Source organism: Desulfovibrio sp. 1188_IL3213 (assembly GCF_036763145.1).
Lineage (GTDB): Bacteria > Desulfobacterota > Desulfovibrionia > Desulfovibrionales > Desulfovibrionaceae > Desulfovibrio.
This window is the reverse complement of the sequence record NZ_JBAIYR010000029.1, coordinates 1-15370: the sequence shown is the minus strand read 5'-3', so window position 1 is coordinate 15370 and position 15370 is coordinate 1. Positions and strand designations below refer to the sequence as shown.

The 15370-nt window shown below is 54.6% G+C and carries 12 protein-coding genes and 1 pseudogene; 7 read left to right on the top strand and 6 right to left on the bottom strand.

Going from position 1 to position 15370, the window contains the following annotated elements; translation table 11 throughout:
- The 7 genes and pseudogenes from V6C16_RS14965 to V6C16_RS03175 all read left to right on the top strand — a co-directional run.
- Positions 1-128 (top strand): annotated as a pseudogene (locus V6C16_RS14965) (hypothetical protein); the annotation flags it as partial.
- A gap of 161 nt (positions 129-289) precedes the next feature.
- Positions 290-577 (top strand): AMIN domain-containing protein, encoded by a 288-nt coding sequence (locus tag V6C16_RS03200; protein ID WP_333542768.1) that lies wholly within the window; start codon positions 290-292, stop codon positions 575-577.
- Between the two features lie 923 nt (positions 578-1500).
- Positions 1501-1914, top strand: a complete 414-nt coding sequence (locus tag V6C16_RS03195) for a hypothetical protein (protein WP_333534704.1) — start codon at positions 1501-1503, stop codon at positions 1912-1914.
- 291 nt (positions 1915-2205) lie between these two features.
- Complete coding sequence (locus V6C16_RS03190) at positions 2206-3531, top strand: dicarboxylate/amino acid:cation symporter (RefSeq protein WP_333534705.1); 1326 nt, start codon at positions 2206-2208, stop codon at positions 3529-3531.
- 652 nt (positions 3532-4183) lie between these two features.
- Positions 4184-4753 carry an FmdE family protein gene (locus tag V6C16_RS03185; protein WP_333534706.1) on the top strand — a complete coding sequence of 190 codons (570 nt, stop codon included), beginning with the start codon at positions 4184-4186 and terminating at the stop codon, positions 4751-4753.
- Complete coding sequence (locus tag V6C16_RS03180) at positions 4746-5519, top strand: DUF364 domain-containing protein (protein WP_333534707.1); 774 nt, start codon at positions 4746-4748, stop codon at positions 5517-5519. Before V6C16_RS03185 ends, V6C16_RS03180 begins: the two co-directional genes overlap by 8 nt.
- Complete coding sequence (locus tag V6C16_RS03175; protein ID WP_333534708.1) at positions 5510-6337, top strand: class I SAM-dependent DNA methyltransferase; 828 nt, start codon at positions 5510-5512, stop codon at positions 6335-6337. The genes V6C16_RS03180 and V6C16_RS03175 overlap by 10 nt, the downstream gene beginning before the upstream one ends.
- Positions 6338-6873: 536 nt before the next feature.
- Here the strand turns inward: V6C16_RS03175 and V6C16_RS03170 are convergent.
- From V6C16_RS03170 to V6C16_RS03145, 6 genes are all read right to left on the bottom strand, one after another.
- Positions 6874-8457 carry a bifunctional metallophosphatase/5'-nucleotidase gene (locus tag V6C16_RS03170; RefSeq protein ID WP_333534709.1) on the bottom strand — a complete coding sequence of 528 codons (1584 nt, stop codon included), beginning with the start codon at positions 8455-8457 and terminating at the stop codon, positions 6874-6876.
- Between the two features lie 10 nt (positions 8458-8467).
- Entirely contained in the window at positions 8468-9445 is a 978-nt protein-coding gene (locus V6C16_RS03165) for an energy transducer TonB (RefSeq protein ID WP_333542767.1), read from the bottom strand.
- Positions 9442-10200: an ABC transporter ATP-binding protein gene (locus V6C16_RS03160; protein WP_333534712.1), complete on the bottom strand. Its 759-nt coding sequence runs from the start codon at positions 10198-10200 to the stop codon at positions 9442-9444. The genes V6C16_RS03165 and V6C16_RS03160 overlap by 4 nt, the downstream gene beginning before the upstream one ends.
- On the bottom strand, positions 10197-11204 hold the full coding sequence (locus V6C16_RS03155) for a FecCD family ABC transporter permease (protein ID WP_333534713.1): 1008 nt from the start codon (positions 11202-11204) through the stop codon (positions 10197-10199). The genes V6C16_RS03160 and V6C16_RS03155 overlap by 4 nt, the downstream gene beginning before the upstream one ends.
- On the bottom strand, positions 11191-12228 hold the full coding sequence (locus V6C16_RS03150) for a hypothetical protein (protein WP_333534714.1): 1038 nt from the start codon (positions 12226-12228) through the stop codon (positions 11191-11193). Before V6C16_RS03150 ends, V6C16_RS03155 begins: the two co-directional genes overlap by 14 nt.
- Positions 12229-12499: 271 nt before the next feature.
- Positions 12500-14572, bottom strand: a complete 2073-nt coding sequence (locus tag V6C16_RS03145) for a TonB-dependent receptor (RefSeq protein WP_333534715.1) — start codon at positions 14570-14572, stop codon at positions 12500-12502.
- Between the last annotated feature and the right edge of the window lie 798 nt (positions 14573-15370).

The following is a 15370-nucleotide window of genomic DNA, read 5'->3' as shown; positions in this document are numbered from 1 at the left end:
CGGCGGCTATTTACCCCATCACGCCTTCGTCCGTCATGGGCGAAGTGATGGACCAGATGGCTGCCAAGGGCATGAAAAACCTGCTCGGCCAGAAAGTGATCGTGCGTGAAATGCAGTCCGAAGCCGGGCACCTGCCACCCCGCATGCCGAAACAGGCGCAAAAAATACCGAGCCCGCGCAAACGCCTCCGGCAGCGCCCACTGAAAAGGCGCAACCAGCCGAAAAGAAAACGCAGGAGCGCGCGGCAGCGGAAAAGCCCGCCCCTAAAAAGCTTGAGATCACCCGCTTTGTGGTTTTTTCGCGTGACAAGGGGGCCACTGTCCGCCTGGTGGGTACGGCGCCCATCGACTACAAAAGCATGACGCTGAACAATCCGGAAAGACTGGTTATCGACCTTGAAGGCAAATGGCAGGTCAAAGCCCCGGGCGTTCCCAAAAACCCCTTGATCACAAATGTGCGTCTAGGAAAATTTGCGGATAAAACAAGAGTGGTTATCGACCTTTCCGGCAAACCGGCGCACACGCGCTACATCCTTTCAAAGGACAAAATGTCGCTGGATATCAGGGTAGACCAGTAGCCGCCTCCGCATTTCCGCTTTTTTTCAAGGCCCCGGCTTTTATGTGCCGGGGCCTTGCTGTTTCAGCTTCGCGCCCCGCCCTCTGGGCAGTGAAGCAGCGTTGAGCAGGCATCGGCTTCAGCTTGGTGTTATTTTTTTTCAAAGATGTAACACCAATGATTGTAAAAAAACTACCCTACGGCAGGAAAAAAACAGCAGCATGCCTGCTGCAAAGAGCCGCTGCATGGCAAGCGGCTTTGTGAATAATACGGGACGACAGAAAAAAACCTACGGCCCTGTATTACTTTTGTAAATTACGTATTACAAAAAATCACACTCAGCATATCTCGCAACTCCCGCCGTTTACGCAAAGCGTGAACCTGATGCCCCAAAAGCCTCCGGCATCCGCAATTTTTCCGACCAGGCAAATCCACTGCCCGTAGCCATTTTATTGGTCATACTCAGAAAGCATCTGAACGCCAATGTTGCGGCCAAAGATTGAACACAACACCGGCCTTGCATTGGGTATCGCAAAAAAATACTTATAAAAACAACATGATATAAAAACATCAAGGGCAGTCACATCTGGCGCCCATACATCATCAATCACAGGTCACACTACTATGCATATGGACATTTATTGATTGCACAAACAGCTAGCAGAGCCGCAAAAGCTACACCTCAAGATGCATATCAATGCTCCATTCAGGAATAAAAAAACCAATTAAAACAACATGTAAATTATTAAAAATTTTATTTTTAGCTATATCATGAAGATACAATCATTTCCTTCGTTGCACAGCAACCAGGTGAAAAAAAGGATTTAGTTGCACAAAAATACAAACGTATGCTCTTATCATACACCATACAAAAAATATTCATGTTGTCAGCTCAACATTATAAAATAAAAATGGCGCATTGAAAAATCATTGAAAGGGTACACAATGCTTAAAAAAACCACCCTTCTTTTGATTCTTTTTATAGCCGCCCTTCACATGGAATGGGGAAAAGAACTGGGCGCAGGCAGAGCCTATGCTCTGGGTGCGTTTCACGAATCCGTCCTGCACTCCGCCACCCCTTTTCTGTCGGAACAAAGCCTTCAATCCACGCTTCATACCGGACTGCCCAATGAGGCGGAGCTTGCCCCGAGCGGACCGCTGCGCCTTGGCGCCATACTGCCTGAAAGGGTCAAGCCTGACGCCAGCAACTCTTCGCAACCTGACCAGCTTATCTCCTGCTTTCTCCAAGCCATTCCCTACGCCAACCCCGGAAGACTTGTCCCGGTAAGCAACCTCCACTTGCCGGACAAGCGCAATTTCCAGGAAAGCCCTCCTCCTGTCCGCGCCCCCACGGCCTGAGCAATACCGCCGACGCACTTGCGGCAGGCAGTTTTCTGTCTTGCCGACCTTGATGACGACATTCTGTGCTGACATTTGGCACACACAGAGCAGATTAACTTTGAGAATGCCCATTCTCAAAGTTTAAAGCACGCTCGCTTCAGCACTTAACAGCGCAAATAAATTGCGCTTACTCACGCAGTCGTCAGAGCAATTTCAAAATGAAAATGCTCTAAGGCCGCAGGCTTGCCCTGCACCCATTGCAGCTTTCAGTCGTTTGCGCTTGCCTATGCTCAAGCCAAAGGTGGATTTATGCTGAAATATCTGAAGATTCTTTACGTCCAGGTTTTGATTGCAATTTTCATCGGCATTTTGCTTGGACATTTTTATCCGCAACTGGCGGTAAAAATGCAGCCGTTGGGGTCCGGCTTCATCAAACTCATCAAAATGATCATCGCCCCGCTGATCTTCTGTACCGTCGTTACCGGCATTGCGGGCATGCAGGACCTGAAGGCCGTCGGCAAGATCGGCGGGCTGTCTCTTGTCTACTTCATGGCCATGACTACGCTGGCTCTCGTGATCGGCATGATCGTCGTCAATATTGCGCAGCCGGGCGCAGGCATGAACATTGACGTCAACACCTTTGACGCCAGCGCCAAAGGACTTGCCGACCAGTATGCCAGCAAAGCCAAGGATCAGACGCTTACTGGCTTTTTCATGAACATCATCCCCAGCACCTTTGTTTCGGCCTTTACCAGCGGCGAAATACTCCAGGTGCTGATGATAGCCATCCTGTTTGCCTTTGCCCTCAATTTCAGCGGTGAAAAAGGTCAGCTGGTGCTTGATTTTATCAAGAGTTTTTCGGAAGCGCTTTTCAAACTGATCAACATCATCATGCGCGTCGCCCCCGTGGGCGCATTCGGCGCAATGGCCTTCACCATCGGCAAGGAGGGGCTTGGATCCGTTGTCTCACTGGGTGAACTGATCCTCTGCTTCTACCTCACCAGCCTTCTTTTCGTCATTATCGTCCTCGGCGCTGTAGCCACCTACTCCGGCTTCAATATTTTCAAGTTTATACGCTATATCAAAGAGGAACTGCTCATCGTGCTCGGCACGTCTTCTTCTGAATCCGTGCTGCCCAACATGCTTTACAAGATGGAAAAAGCAGGCTGTGAAAAGAGCGTGGTCGATCTGGTCATTCCCACGGGCTATTCCTTCAACCTTGACGGAACAGCCATTTACCTGACCATGGCGGCCATCTTTCTGGCACAGGCCACCAATACCGCACTGACAACGGCCGACCAGCTTACACTGCTCATTATCCTTATCATCTCCTCCAAGGGCGCGGCGGCCGTCACCGGCGGCGGCTTTATCGTGCTTGCCGGCTCAATCAGCTCTGTAAGCAGCATCCCCCCGGAAAGCCTCGCCATCATCTTCGGCATCGACCGTTTCATGTCCGAGGCGCGTGCCCTGACCAACCTGGTCGGCAACGGCGTGGCCTCCATCACCATTGCCAAAATAACCGGCAAGCTTGATCAGGAACAGCTGCGCCGGGAACTGAACAGGTCACCCGAACTGCCGCAGGCAATTATGGAAGACGATATGGACGAGGACACGGTTACCGCGAAACAGGCGTGATGTCGTAACTGCCGCACGGCAGCCCCACGGCAAATAGCCCGGATTTGGCGAAGACCTTATCGTTTTTCGCCAGATCCGGGCCATGCGGACGCTGATGTCATTGCTGCCCGCAGTCTGCCACATCTGCCGCCGTCATGTCGGCGTCCCAAGAGAAATATTTTATCCTTGCCAATTTTCAGGACGTTACAGCGCCCCTCACGATGCCTGGCAGCGCAAGCGCAGAGCGCTTGCTACTGGTGGCTACTCCCACACAAGCAGCAGCCGCTCTGGCGACAGCGCACAAAGACCTGTAAGCCCTTCCCAGGCCCCCCCAAAAAAGACCTCTCTCCGATTGACGGAGAGAGGTCTTTTTTGGGGGCGTGCCTTCCGGCCCTGGCCGAGCGGTTACCCTCCGACAGCACCATTGCCCACATGTCCACGCCAGATTCTGCAATTATAAAATTGACAAAGATGAAAGACATGGCGAACATAATGTCAATAGTATCGGTTAATGTAAAAGCGTGACTATTGAAGCTGCATCATAAATGTGTAGTTATGAAGTATTCCATAATAACACAATAAATACACTATATGATCAGGCAATACATTGACACAATTTACAACTACGGATACATTTTTAGAAAATATCACACATAAACACTACACTAAGACCATGACAAACATCACACCATTTCTTGAAAAGGCTGAGAAGTACCACGGTCATATTTGCAGCGGGCAGATTTTGGGCATCCGCATGGCCCTTATGGCCTTGCACCTGCTTGACCTGAAGCCTGAAGACGACCTGCGGGACCTGGTTATCTTTCTGGAAACAGACCGCTGCGTGGCTGACGCCGCTTATGTGGTCACAGGCGTGACCCTGGGACGCAGGCGTGTCAAGGTTTATGGTTACGGCAAAACCGCCATGTCTTTTCTTGACCTTAAAAGCGGCCGCGCTGTCAGGGTGTGCGTGACCACATCCGACCGCCCTCCCCACCATGCCCCCAAACAGGAACAAATAACCTTTTGGGAAAAATACACTGACGATGATATTTTTTCATGGCAAGAGGTGCAGATCGACCTGCCGGAAGGCGAACAGCCCGGCCCGCCTGTTCGCGTCTGCGCCTGCGCCGCCTGTGGCGAGGACGTGCTGGACTGCAAGGAAGTTGTGCAAGACGGCAGGGCATACTGCCGTGCCTGCGCCCACGGAGCCTACTACCGCCCCCTTGAGGTCTGCCATGACTGACCGCTGGTTTTTATATGACGCCCTGCTTGATTCCGTATCTGACACCGCCCGGGTCAAATCATTTACCTACGGCAAGCACTGGCTCATGGTGGAGTCAGACAGCGGCGGCATAGGGCTGGCGCAGCATTTTCCCCCTGCTCAGGCCATGCCCGACTCCTGCCAGTCACGTTACGACATTGTGGGGCAACCTTTGCGCCAGGTGGCGGAACAGGTCAAATCGTGGGATTTCAACGCCGCCTCCATCGGTCTTGCCGCCCTGAACGCCGCCAACAACACCTTGGCCCTTGTAAAGCAAAGCCCCCTGCATGCGGCGCTGGACCGCTACCACGGAAATGCGTTTGACTTTTTTCTTTCAGAGGCAAAAGATAAAAAAGTGGCCGTTATCGGACATTTCCCCGGTCTTGCCCATTTGCGGCAGCGTTGTGAGCTTTCCATTCTTGAGCGCCAGCCTCGCCCGGGAGATTTTCCTGACACAGCAGCGGAATATATTTTGCCGCATCAGGATCTTGTTTTTATTACCGGCACGACTTTTATCAACAAAACCATTACAAGGCTGCTGGAGTTGACCCCGAAAGCCAGGGTTTGCCTGGTTGGTCCCAGCACCCCTATGAATCCCCTGCTTTTCGCCCACGGGTTAAGTTCGCTTTCGGGCCTGATTGTGGTTGATGCTGCGGGAGTAGCCGCCGCCCTCAAAGATGACGATTGTGAAGCCATCTTTTCGCAAGGTGGCCGAAAGGTAAATATGGTGGCTGAATCATGTCTGTAACTACTCGTCTTTTTGAAGATCTTTGGGTTAACTACCAGCCGGAACGCGCCGGTGCTGCAGATTTTTGGGACAAACGCGCGCCTTCGTTCAACGACCATGTGCGGCGCGATGCCTCGCGTGAGCACCGGCGTCATCTTGTGGGGCATATCGCCCGCAAGGCACAGCTTGCCCCTTCGGGGGCCGTGCTTGATATTGGCTGCGGCCCCGGCAGTCACGCGCTGGAAATGGCCCCACTGGCGGGGAGCGTTGAGGGTTTTGACCTTTCTTCCAAAATGGTTGAGCTGGCGAAAGAAAACGCCGCACGGGACGGTTGCGCCAACGCGCATTTTCAGGTGCTGGACTGGGGCAAGGCGGATCTGGACAGCCTGGGCTGGAGAAAAAAATTCCAACTGGTTCTTGCCTCCAGAACTCCGGCAGTCAATGACCGGGCAGCTCTGGAAAAAATGATCGCCGCCTCCTGCGGCTACTGCTGCATGATAAGCCAGGTTGACACCCGCCACTCGGTTCGCGACCGCCTGAAGGCGCTGGTAGACTGGGACGCACACAAAGAGCGCATAAGCCGCAGTTTTTACTGCGCCTTCAATCTGCTCTGGCTTATGGGCCACTACCCCGAAGTGGAATATATGGATCGGGCCTGGGAAAGCGACAGCAGTCTTGAAGAGGCGGAACTGATGTATCTGCGCTTTTTTGAAAGCATGGGGCCGCTTACCGGACAGCAAAAAGAAAGCCTGACCCGTGCGCTGGCGGAGATCAGCCGTGACGGCCGGGTGCATGAAAGCGTACAGTCCAAGGTTGCCATCATGTTCTGGGCCGTATAGGCGAAAAAGGCCATAACCAGAACTGTCTGCCAGAACGGCCTGACGGTAACGCGGCCGCCGCGCAGGCCGCCCAAACCACGACAGTGAGGGGATTTCACACGATCACAGGCCCGTAATTCTGCCGGAAGGCCTCACCAACGAATCCGAACCTGCCTGAAAACCGTCACGTTAAATCTTCCAGCCTGACCGCACCCTCCCCCTCTGCCGCTCACGGCGCTAACGTCCGCGACAGCCCCAAAGCCCCGCCAACCTACGCCCCACCAAAAATATCACTAGATGTAGTGTTTCTATAGGTTGTTCACCCTTTCCCTCACTCGGTTTGCTGTTGTTTGGTAACTCCAGCTTTACCGATTTGGGGAGGGTGAACAACCTATAGAAACACTACATCTAGACAGTGTCGTCACGAGATGAATTTTCTTGGTATATCAAGGAGAACGAGCCTTTTATGCAGAGAGTGTACTCTTATGGTACTCGACCGGAATAAAAGGCGAAGTTCGACGCAGAGATACCGGGAAAGGCGCTCGTGACGACACTGTCTAGCGGGTTCCGGCCTGCCAGGCCGCCTCCGCCGCAGCCTTGTCAGGAAAAACATACAGATTTTTGCCTGCCCGCAGGGCTTCGGCATCAACGCCCTTTTTCCACTGTTTTTCCAAAACATCCACCAGTGTTCCGTGATCTGTTTTCGCGGGCAAATCCATATTGCGGGCCATAAAACCGTTGAGAGCCACCCGGTATGTCCGGTCCGGCTGCAAAGGCTTTCCGCCCGCGAGGCACAGCCCGACCACATGCAGGCCACCGCCCTCCCCCCTCCAGGCCCAGACGTCAAGCCCGTAAAACTGCGGCAAACCACGTCCGCCATGTCCCGCGCCACGCATGACTGCCGCGGCTATCTGGCTGCCCGTCATGTCGGCTGTGATCAGGGTGTCGCCAAAGGGCAAAACATCGTGCAGATCACGCAGACGCACAGGCCCGCCAGGCAAACCCGCACGAATGCCGCCAGGATTGTGCAGGGCTACGGCAGAACCGGTGGCCTTTGCCATGCCTTCGCAAATAAGCCGGCCCAGGGGCGTACTGTCCTTTCGCAAGCGCCGGTCACTGAAAACCTTGTCATCGGGAGACGTGAAAAGAATTTCCTCGAAGCCCCATACGGCATCAAGCTGCCGTATGCTTTCCGCCATATCTTTGTCAGGCGCAACGCCCGCCACATCACCATAGGATTTTAGGGCCATGTGGCCCCCCTTGCCGTCAAGGGTGATCTCCATAAAATGCTCAAGATAACGCCCGCCGTTGCCATATATGGCCCCATACTCACGGCTTGGAGCCACGGCCTGATGGCTGTGGCCGTCCGCCACAAAATCCACGTTGGGTACGGCGGCCACATCAGGCCCGGTGATGCGCCCTTCCTTGTCGCCTTTTGGCCCTGCATGCCCAAGATGGCTGAGCACTATGACAATATCTTCCGGGCGATTGTACGGCGCAAGAGCATGCTGCAGCCGCTCAAGAACGGCGTTTTTTGTGGCCTCGGCAGTGGACTTCAGCCCGAAGTCATAGTTCTTCAGCACGTCGCGCATAGCGGGTTTCACCGAGTACGGCGTGATGACGCCGGTGACAATGACGCGCAGGCCATGTTCATTTTCTGCTGTTTCATCATGGATAACCACGGGTTTTGTGACCATGCCCGGTGTATCTTTTCCCTGGTACGCGAGGTTTTCGGCCACGGCGTCAACCTTGTCCCGGCTGTTCTCGCGCACCAGACGCAGCAGTTCATTGCCATAGTGCAAAGGCCCTTCAGACGCGGCATAATCAAAGGCGTGATTTCCCGGCGTGAGCACGCGATAACCCACCTGCCCCATAAGCTTTGCCACCGAGCGCCCCTTGTCCTTCTGCGCATACGCGCTGCCGCTGAAAGCGTCTCCCGCATCCAGGATAAAGACCGTATGTCCCCCGGCACGCGCGCCATCGGCCAAGGCCTTGAGCCGGGCATAGCCGATGTGCTTTTTTTCCGGGCTGTCAGCCACGTAGCCGTGAACATCATTGGTGATAAATATTTTTATGTCCGCAAGGGCGGGAACAGCGGAGCAAAACAGCAGAAAAAAAAGCAGGATTCTTGTAAAAAACATGACCACCTCACTACCTCAGGCTGAACTGCACGGGCATGATTACGCGCGCAGGCTCCGGCGGCGCGGCAAACGGCGCCGCACTGCGAACCGCCTCAAGGGCGGATTCGTCCAGCAGGGCGTAGCCACTGCTTTTGCTCACCGCAATATCCCTGACCCGGCCGTCCTGCTGTATGGTAAAAGATACAGTCACCAGCCCCTGAATGCCCATACGCTTGGCCTGCGGGCTGTAAACCAGATACTGCCTGACGCGCTTTTTGATGTATTCGTAATTTCCTTTCAGATATCCGGCGGAACTTCCCTGTCCGGCAGCGCTGTTTTCCGCGCCTGCGCCTCCCTTTTCTCCGGCCTGCCCGCTGCGCCCTGCCGCGTTGCCCCCCTGTTCATGCCCCAGGCCCGGGGATTTTCCGTCCTGCTGCCCCTGCTTTTGAGGGGCCTGTCGCACATGTTTGGGTGAAATATGTTCTGCGGTTGCATTTTCGGACTTCCGGCTTTCAGGCTTCCGGCTCTCGGCTTTGGGCTTGGCTTTGGGCTTGACTTTTTGTTCGGGCTTTGGCTTGCGCACGGGAATTGCTTCGGTCGGAACAGATTCTCCGGTCGGGGCGACCTCTGGCTCTTTCAGTCGGGAATCAGCGTTCTGAACAGTATCCGGGGCAGGTATGACAGCCTCAGACTCAACGGCCTTGTCGGCAGTGGCGGATGTGGAGGCGGAGGCTTCGTCGGCATCGGGCCATGAGGCTGAAGCGTCCGCATTACCGGAATCACCCGGCAACCCGGCCAGCAGGCTCACCGTGATGTACTCGCCTGCCCCCGCGCCTTGCCCCGCGCCCGGCGCAGGAACAGCCAGAAACCACAAGGCTGCGATGGCAGCAGCGTGCAGTGTCAAGGAAAGCAAAAAAAACGCCCTGTTGCCGAAAAATACCGCTTTTTCCCCCACCTGTTCAGCCTTGGGCATGCTGAGGAACTTTTCGTCAGCACCTTGACGTTTCATGCTGTACTGGTCCCGGTCAGACGCATCCAAACCTCGGCCCTGGGCGGCAGATCGTAAAGCCTGCGCACCTGTTCTTCGGTAATGACAGAAACCACCGGCCCATCCGCCACCAGCATGCCGTCTTTCAAAAGCACAGCCCGCCCGCCAAGATAAACGGCCTGTTCCGGGTGGTGCGTGGTGAGCAGAATGGCCGGGCCAGATGAAGCCAGTTCGCCAATAAGGTCAAGTAGATGAAACTGATTGCCATAATCCAGGCCGGTAACAGGCTCATCCATGACAAGCGCCGCGCAATCCTGCGCCAGGGCGCGCGCTATCAGCACCATCTGACGTTGCCCGCCGGAAAGTTCCAGATACGATCTGGCCGCCAGATGGGTCAGGCGTACTTTTTCAAGGGCGTGCATGGCCCGCTCACGGTCTTCTGCGGAAAAGCGCAGCCAGGGACTGCGTGCCGTGCGGCCCATAAGCACCACATCCTGCACCTGAAAGCCGAAAACGCCAGTATGCTGCTGCGGCACATAGGCAAGGCTGCGGGCCAGATCACGCCGCCCAATTTTTTCCAGCGGGCAGCCGTCCAGCGCGACACTGCCGGGCGGAACGGGCAAAAGCCCAAGAAGCGCCCTGAGCAGCGTGGTTTTACCGCAGCCGTTGGGGCCGAGCACATTGACTACTTCGCCCCTGTCCACGCGCAAAGAAATGTTTTTCAGCACCGGCGGGGCGCCATGATAGCTGACGGTAAGGTTGTTGATTTCTATCATCGCCGTTTCCAGTCGTACCACAGGCTGAAGGCGAAAAGCGGCATGCTGATGAGCGATGTGGCAATGCCCAGCGGCAGTTCCACCGTCCAGACCGACCGGATGAGCGTGTCTGTAAGCAGCACAAAAAGCGCGCCGCCCAGGGCTGACGCCGCAAGCCCCACCCTGTTGTCCGGCCCGCTGATGAAACGCATGACATGCGGAATGACCAGCCCCACCCAGTTGATGACTCCGGCAAGCACCACGGTAAGCGAGCAGACAAGCGTGGCCGCCCCGATAAGGCGGAGCTTCATGCCCATGCTCTGTACTCCCAGTGTACGGGCTTCATCGTCTCCCATGGCGAGGGCGTTGACCGCCTTGCCGTTGAGGCAGATGTAAATCAGGCCCGCCAGCATGAGAGGAGCGCTCCAGACAAGCTGATGCGGTTCCGTGCGGGACAGCGTACCCATAAGCCAGTACACAAGCTCCGGCAATTGCCGGTTGGGGTCGGCCACGTATTGCACGAGCGAGGTCAGGGCCACAAAAAACGAACTGCTTACAAGCCCGCCCACCACCAGCGCCAGAAAACGCGCCCTGGGATAGAGCCACGCAAAAAAGAGAGAAAGGCCCACGCCCAGCGCGCCGCCAGCAAAGGAAAAAGCCTGCGTCAACGGCCAGGAAGAAAAAAACACGATGCCTATGGCCGCGCCAAAAGCAGCCCCGTGCTGCACCCCCAGTATGCCCGGCGACACAAGAGGGTTCTGAAACATGTTCTGGTATACCGTACCCGAAGCGGACAGACAGGCCCCCACCAGCATGGCGGAACCGATGCGCGGCAGGCGCAGGTCAAAAAAAAGAAAAAGCTGCCTGCCCTGCTCTTCGCTCAAGGGGCGTCCCGCCCATGCGTCCAGCAGGCTGCGGCAAAGATCGCCCAGGCCCAGCGGATAACGCCCCAGGGGCAGAGCAAATATAATGGCCGCCAGCAAAAGCAGGACAAGCAAAAGCAAAATTTTTTTAGAATGTGCCATAAGGCTCGAAGAGATCGTTCACCTGGGTATCGTCAAGGTCCAGGTTGAAAAAAAGTTTCATAAAGTCCCTGCTCTCTGCCTTGATGTCCACCGGGTAGAGGTCGGGATGCAGCCTGTTTGCAAGCCATTGTACGCCCAGCAGACGCATGTAGGTGGCAGGACGCTCCAGCCAGCTGAACGGCCCGCGCGGGATAAAATACACTTTGCCATCGCGCACTGCGGAAAGGGCGGCCCACTTGGCGTCCGTGGGAATACGGCGCATGAGCGCCGGATGAAAAACAAGAATGGCCTCAGGGTCGTAGGTCATCAACTGCTCAAAGGTAACGCGCAAAAAAGCTTCTTCCGCTCCGGGCGGGCAATCGTGCACGCTTACGGCCCCGGCAGCGGCAAATACCTCTGCCCTTCTTGACTGACGGCAGATGGACGCCAGGCCGTCAGCCTCAAGAGCTACATACACTCTTGTCCATTGTTCCCGAGGCAGTTCCTGCATGACGCGGGATACTTTTTCAAGCGTCTGCGTGGCATACGCGGCCAGAGCAGCCCCACGCTCTTCACGTCCGTAGGCCCGGCCCATAGCCAGAAAACAGGGAGCCATGTCCGCCAGCCTTGAACCGGGAACGCTGGTCACCTGCATGCCCAGGCTGCTCAATGTCTGTTCGATGGGCAGGCTGTCGTGAGCGCCCATAGAAAGGTAAAAGGCCTTTTTGATGCCGCTGGCGAGCAGCATTTCTCTGTCAGGGATAAAACCCTGGCCGTACCAGCCGCCCAAAACCGGCAGGTTATGGTAGCGGGCAGGAATGAATTTTTTCTCATAATCACGGAGAGGCGTATTCCAGCCTGCCAGCAGTTCCGGCGCGAAGGCGTACAGCGTGAACGTGGAAGGCGGGGTGGCGCAATAGATGCTTCGCACGCCCTCCGCACGCCCCCCGCTGCCGGACGCCGCGGAATCGCCTGCGGCAACGCTTGCGCAAAAAGGCATGACAAGCAGCAAAAGCAGCCCAAGGGTCATGAATCTGATCCGCATACGCACCATCCTTTGGCGGGCCGCTCCGAAAGCCGGTCGGGCGGCGGCAACGCCCGACCAACGTATCCTGCCACGGACATGGCCGGATATTCTGTGCAGTGCTTTGCAAGCTCACTTCAGGAATCTTTTCGCTTCCGCTTGGGCGCGAGGCCGCCAGAAAAGCAGGCTCCGCGCGACAATGCAGCGGATGCGCTTCAGCCGTCACACGCAAAAGCAACGGCTGAAGCAGCGGTTATTCGCCGTTAAGCAAGCGCTTCAAAGTGAAAACACTCTAGAAATTGGCGCTCACGCCCACAAAGAAGTTCCGGCCCTGTTCCGGATAATAGGCGCTGTACGCATATTCCTGGTCAAAAAGGTTTCTCACGCCCGCTTCCACCGAAAAATTCCTGGTGATGTCATACACCGCCTTTATATCCACGGTGGCGAAGTTGGGAGATTTTCTGTACGGCCCGTCTTCAGCGGTAGTGCTCCAGTAAAATCCGCTGCTGATATTGACTTGGGGAATGACGGAAAGCCCTTCCACAGGGGAAACAACAGCATAAATAGTGCTGGTTATTTCCGGCAGTTGGGCGAGTTTTTCGTCATTGGTGCAGTTATCCCAACGCATGTAGTTGAACACACCACCCGCGCTGAGGTACTGGTTTATAACGGCCTCTGCCCCTGCCTCAAAACCGTAAAACGTGGCCCTGTTGAGGTTTTCAAAATACATGGCCCCCTTGGGCCCCTTGGACGTGATCATGTCGCTCACATCACTGTAATACACGCTGGTGTTGAGTTTGAGCCAATCGCTCACAAGACCCTTGTAGCCAAGTTCATAATGGTAGGCGTGTTCGGGATTCAGGTCCGGATTGGCGGGAGTGTCACCGTTTCTGTAATATCGTTCACGCATGGTGGCGAAGCGGGACTTTTTGGCAAAGGTGGCAAAAATTTCGTGCCGTTCGGTAAGATCGTAAAACGCTCCTACCTGGTAGTTGAACAAACTCTTGGTGTCGTCCAGACCGTTTTTGTAAGAATGCATGTCGCCGGTGTTATGGTCACGGCTTTCAAGGGTCATGGGCGTCATGGTGCTGAGGCTCGTGCCGAAAACAAGGGTCAGACGCTCAATGGGCTTGAGGGTGTATTCCGCACCAAAGTCCCAGTAGCCCTCTGAAATGTGCTCATCCAGTTCGTCGCCAATGTCGGCCTTTTTCTTTTTCTGCTTCGCGGGGACGCTTCTGTCGTCAAATACCGCATAATCATTGTATTCCTTATGAGAAAGAATGCGGTAGCCGGCAGAAAGCGCAAGCTTGTTGGCCGCATTGAACGTATAGTCAAAGGCCAACTGCCCGCCGACGGTATACTGGTCGTACTTTTTATCAGGATAGTCCCTTTTGGTCATGGTGATGTCGGTATAGCTTTCGGACTTGTCCTGATGCGAGTCGTAATACACCACGGCCTTGAGATGGGCCTGCCTGCTCAGATTGAAATTGGCATTGGTATAAAGGCGGCTGGTTTCATATTCCGGCCAGTACCACGAGCGCTGAAAGGGATACGCCTGCTTGCCGTCAGGGCCGGGGCGGTACTGGGCAGCGTCAAAGGGCTGGCCTTTCTTAAAGCTTTGCCGCATATAGCCCACCATGATGTCCACATCATCAGTGGGCGTCCAGCCGCCGATGATGTTGGCGCTCATGTTCTTGTGGTCGGAGTTTTTGCGGCGGCCCGTACCCTGCTGGGGCGCGGCGTCAAAGCCTTCGGGCAGGGTAAAAAAGTCCTGCTTGTCATAAACAAAGGTACCCTTCAGGTAATAGAGGTCTTGCCGCGTGCCGATGCTGGCGGCAACCATTCTGCCCTGATCGTGCATCCTCCGGTCAAAAAAATTCATGTACTTTGCGGAAAATTCAAATTCTTTTCTGGGTTTGGCGGTACGCAGGTTCACCACGCCGGCCAGGTTGTTGTTGCTTGCAAGCAAGGGCGAGCTGTATCCTTTTGATACGTCAACCGACTCAAGGCCATAGGTCAGGGTGTTATTGTAGTCCCACTCATTACGGTACGCAGTAGCTACAGGAATGTCGTCGATATACATGCCCACCTGGTAGCGATTTGAGCCTCGTATACTGATGGTTCCCTCGTTACGGCCTGCTGATGTCTGCAAGTATACGCCCTGCACCCCCCTGAGGGCCTCCCACAGATTAAGGGCCGTTTTTCTTTCCATATCCGTCTGGGTGATATGGTCGATGGTATTTTTTGGCTCTGTCATCTCAAGCGGCGTCAACAAAACTTCCGTGGCTCCTTCTTCCTGCGCCCATGCGCCACTTGCCTGCAACAGCAGTACAGCGAGCAGGAACAACACACGCCTACAACTCATATGCCCTCCAGTTATTGAGATGACAGAAATAAACCGCTGTCCATATCCAGGCAAAGGACAGTGTGCTCCGCAAAAAATTGCGCCATAAAATGGATTTTTAATTTCATGTGAGTACATATGATGATTTTATGGCGCAACTCGGTAGCGGTATTTTTTTAATCGTGAATACTGAACAATTTTTTTCTATAAAATCATATTTATTTAATATATATTTGAAGATTTATAAATATGGCGCACGATTATTTTCACATGATATATAAAAATATCTGCCGCCTTTTTCTGCATTGTTTCTTCGTGGCGCAGACATCCGATCGGATGTATACTGGCTGGAGCTTTCTGTGGCCGAGTTGCCGCAAACATGCGCAGGCTCGTGCCTTACACGCGCAGGCGCCTGCACCCGCCGACTGCGGCCTGCTGCCCCTTTGACATTCAAACCGCGCGTTCCGGATGTCTTTTTCAGGGTGTTTTATGGCTGAGACATTACGCCCGAGACACGGTTTTACGGCGCATGACGAACGTTACGCACGGGAAGCAACTTTTATAATCAGCCGGTATACGGTCAAAAACCATAAAATTTTCCCACAGATCTGCCCCTGGCAACGCGCGGGGATAATTTCACTAAAAAAAATGATTCGTCGACTATTCCTTGCCTCAAGTGCGTTGTTTGTTATCATTGCTGTCCGGCTAAGCACCCAATTCTAATAGGCTGAGATGTTGAAGATTATCTTTTCTTCGCCGTCGTGGATTCAGGAGTTCTTCCAGAGACGCCGAACCGAGCAGGTTGAGCTGGATGAGTTG

What these genes read in the sequence shown, in the direction of transcription:
- V6C16_RS03195 (WP_333534704.1), top strand. Translation starts at nt 1,501, where the DNA reads ATGCTTAAAAAAACCACCCTTCTTTTGATTCTTTTTATAGCCGCCCTT.
- V6C16_RS03190 (WP_333534705.1), top strand. Translation starts at nt 2,206, where the DNA reads ATGCTGAAATATCTGAAGATTCTTTACGTCCAGGTTTTGATTGCAATT.
- V6C16_RS03185 (WP_333534706.1), top strand. Translation starts at nt 4,184, where the DNA reads ATGACAAACATCACACCATTTCTTGAAAAGGCTGAGAAGTACCACGGT.
- V6C16_RS03180 (WP_333534707.1), top strand. Translation starts at nt 4,746, where the DNA reads ATGACTGACCGCTGGTTTTTATATGACGCCCTGCTTGATTCCGTATCT.
- V6C16_RS03175 (WP_333534708.1), top strand. Translation starts at nt 5,510, where the DNA reads ATGTCTGTAACTACTCGTCTTTTTGAAGATCTTTGGGTTAACTACCAG.
- V6C16_RS03170 (WP_333534709.1), bottom strand. Translation starts at nt 8,457, where the DNA reads ATGTTTTTTACAAGAATCCTGCTTTTTTTTCTGCTGTTTTGCTCCGCT.
- V6C16_RS03165 (WP_333542767.1), bottom strand. Translation starts at nt 9,445, where the DNA reads ATGAAACGTCAAGGTGCTGACGAAAAGTTCCTCAGCATGCCCAAGGCT.
- V6C16_RS03160 (WP_333534712.1), bottom strand. Translation starts at nt 10,200, where the DNA reads ATGATAGAAATCAACAACCTTACCGTCAGCTATCATGGCGCCCCGCCG.
- V6C16_RS03155 (WP_333534713.1), bottom strand. Translation starts at nt 11,204, where the DNA reads ATGGCACATTCTAAAAAAATTTTGCTTTTGCTTGTCCTGCTTTTGCTG.
- V6C16_RS03150 (WP_333534714.1), bottom strand. Translation starts at nt 12,228, where the DNA reads ATGCGGATCAGATTCATGACCCTTGGGCTGCTTTTGCTGCTTGTCATG.
- V6C16_RS03145 (WP_333534715.1), bottom strand. Translation starts at nt 14,572, where the DNA reads ATGAGTTGTAGGCGTGTGTTGTTCCTGCTCGCTGTACTGCTGTTGCAG.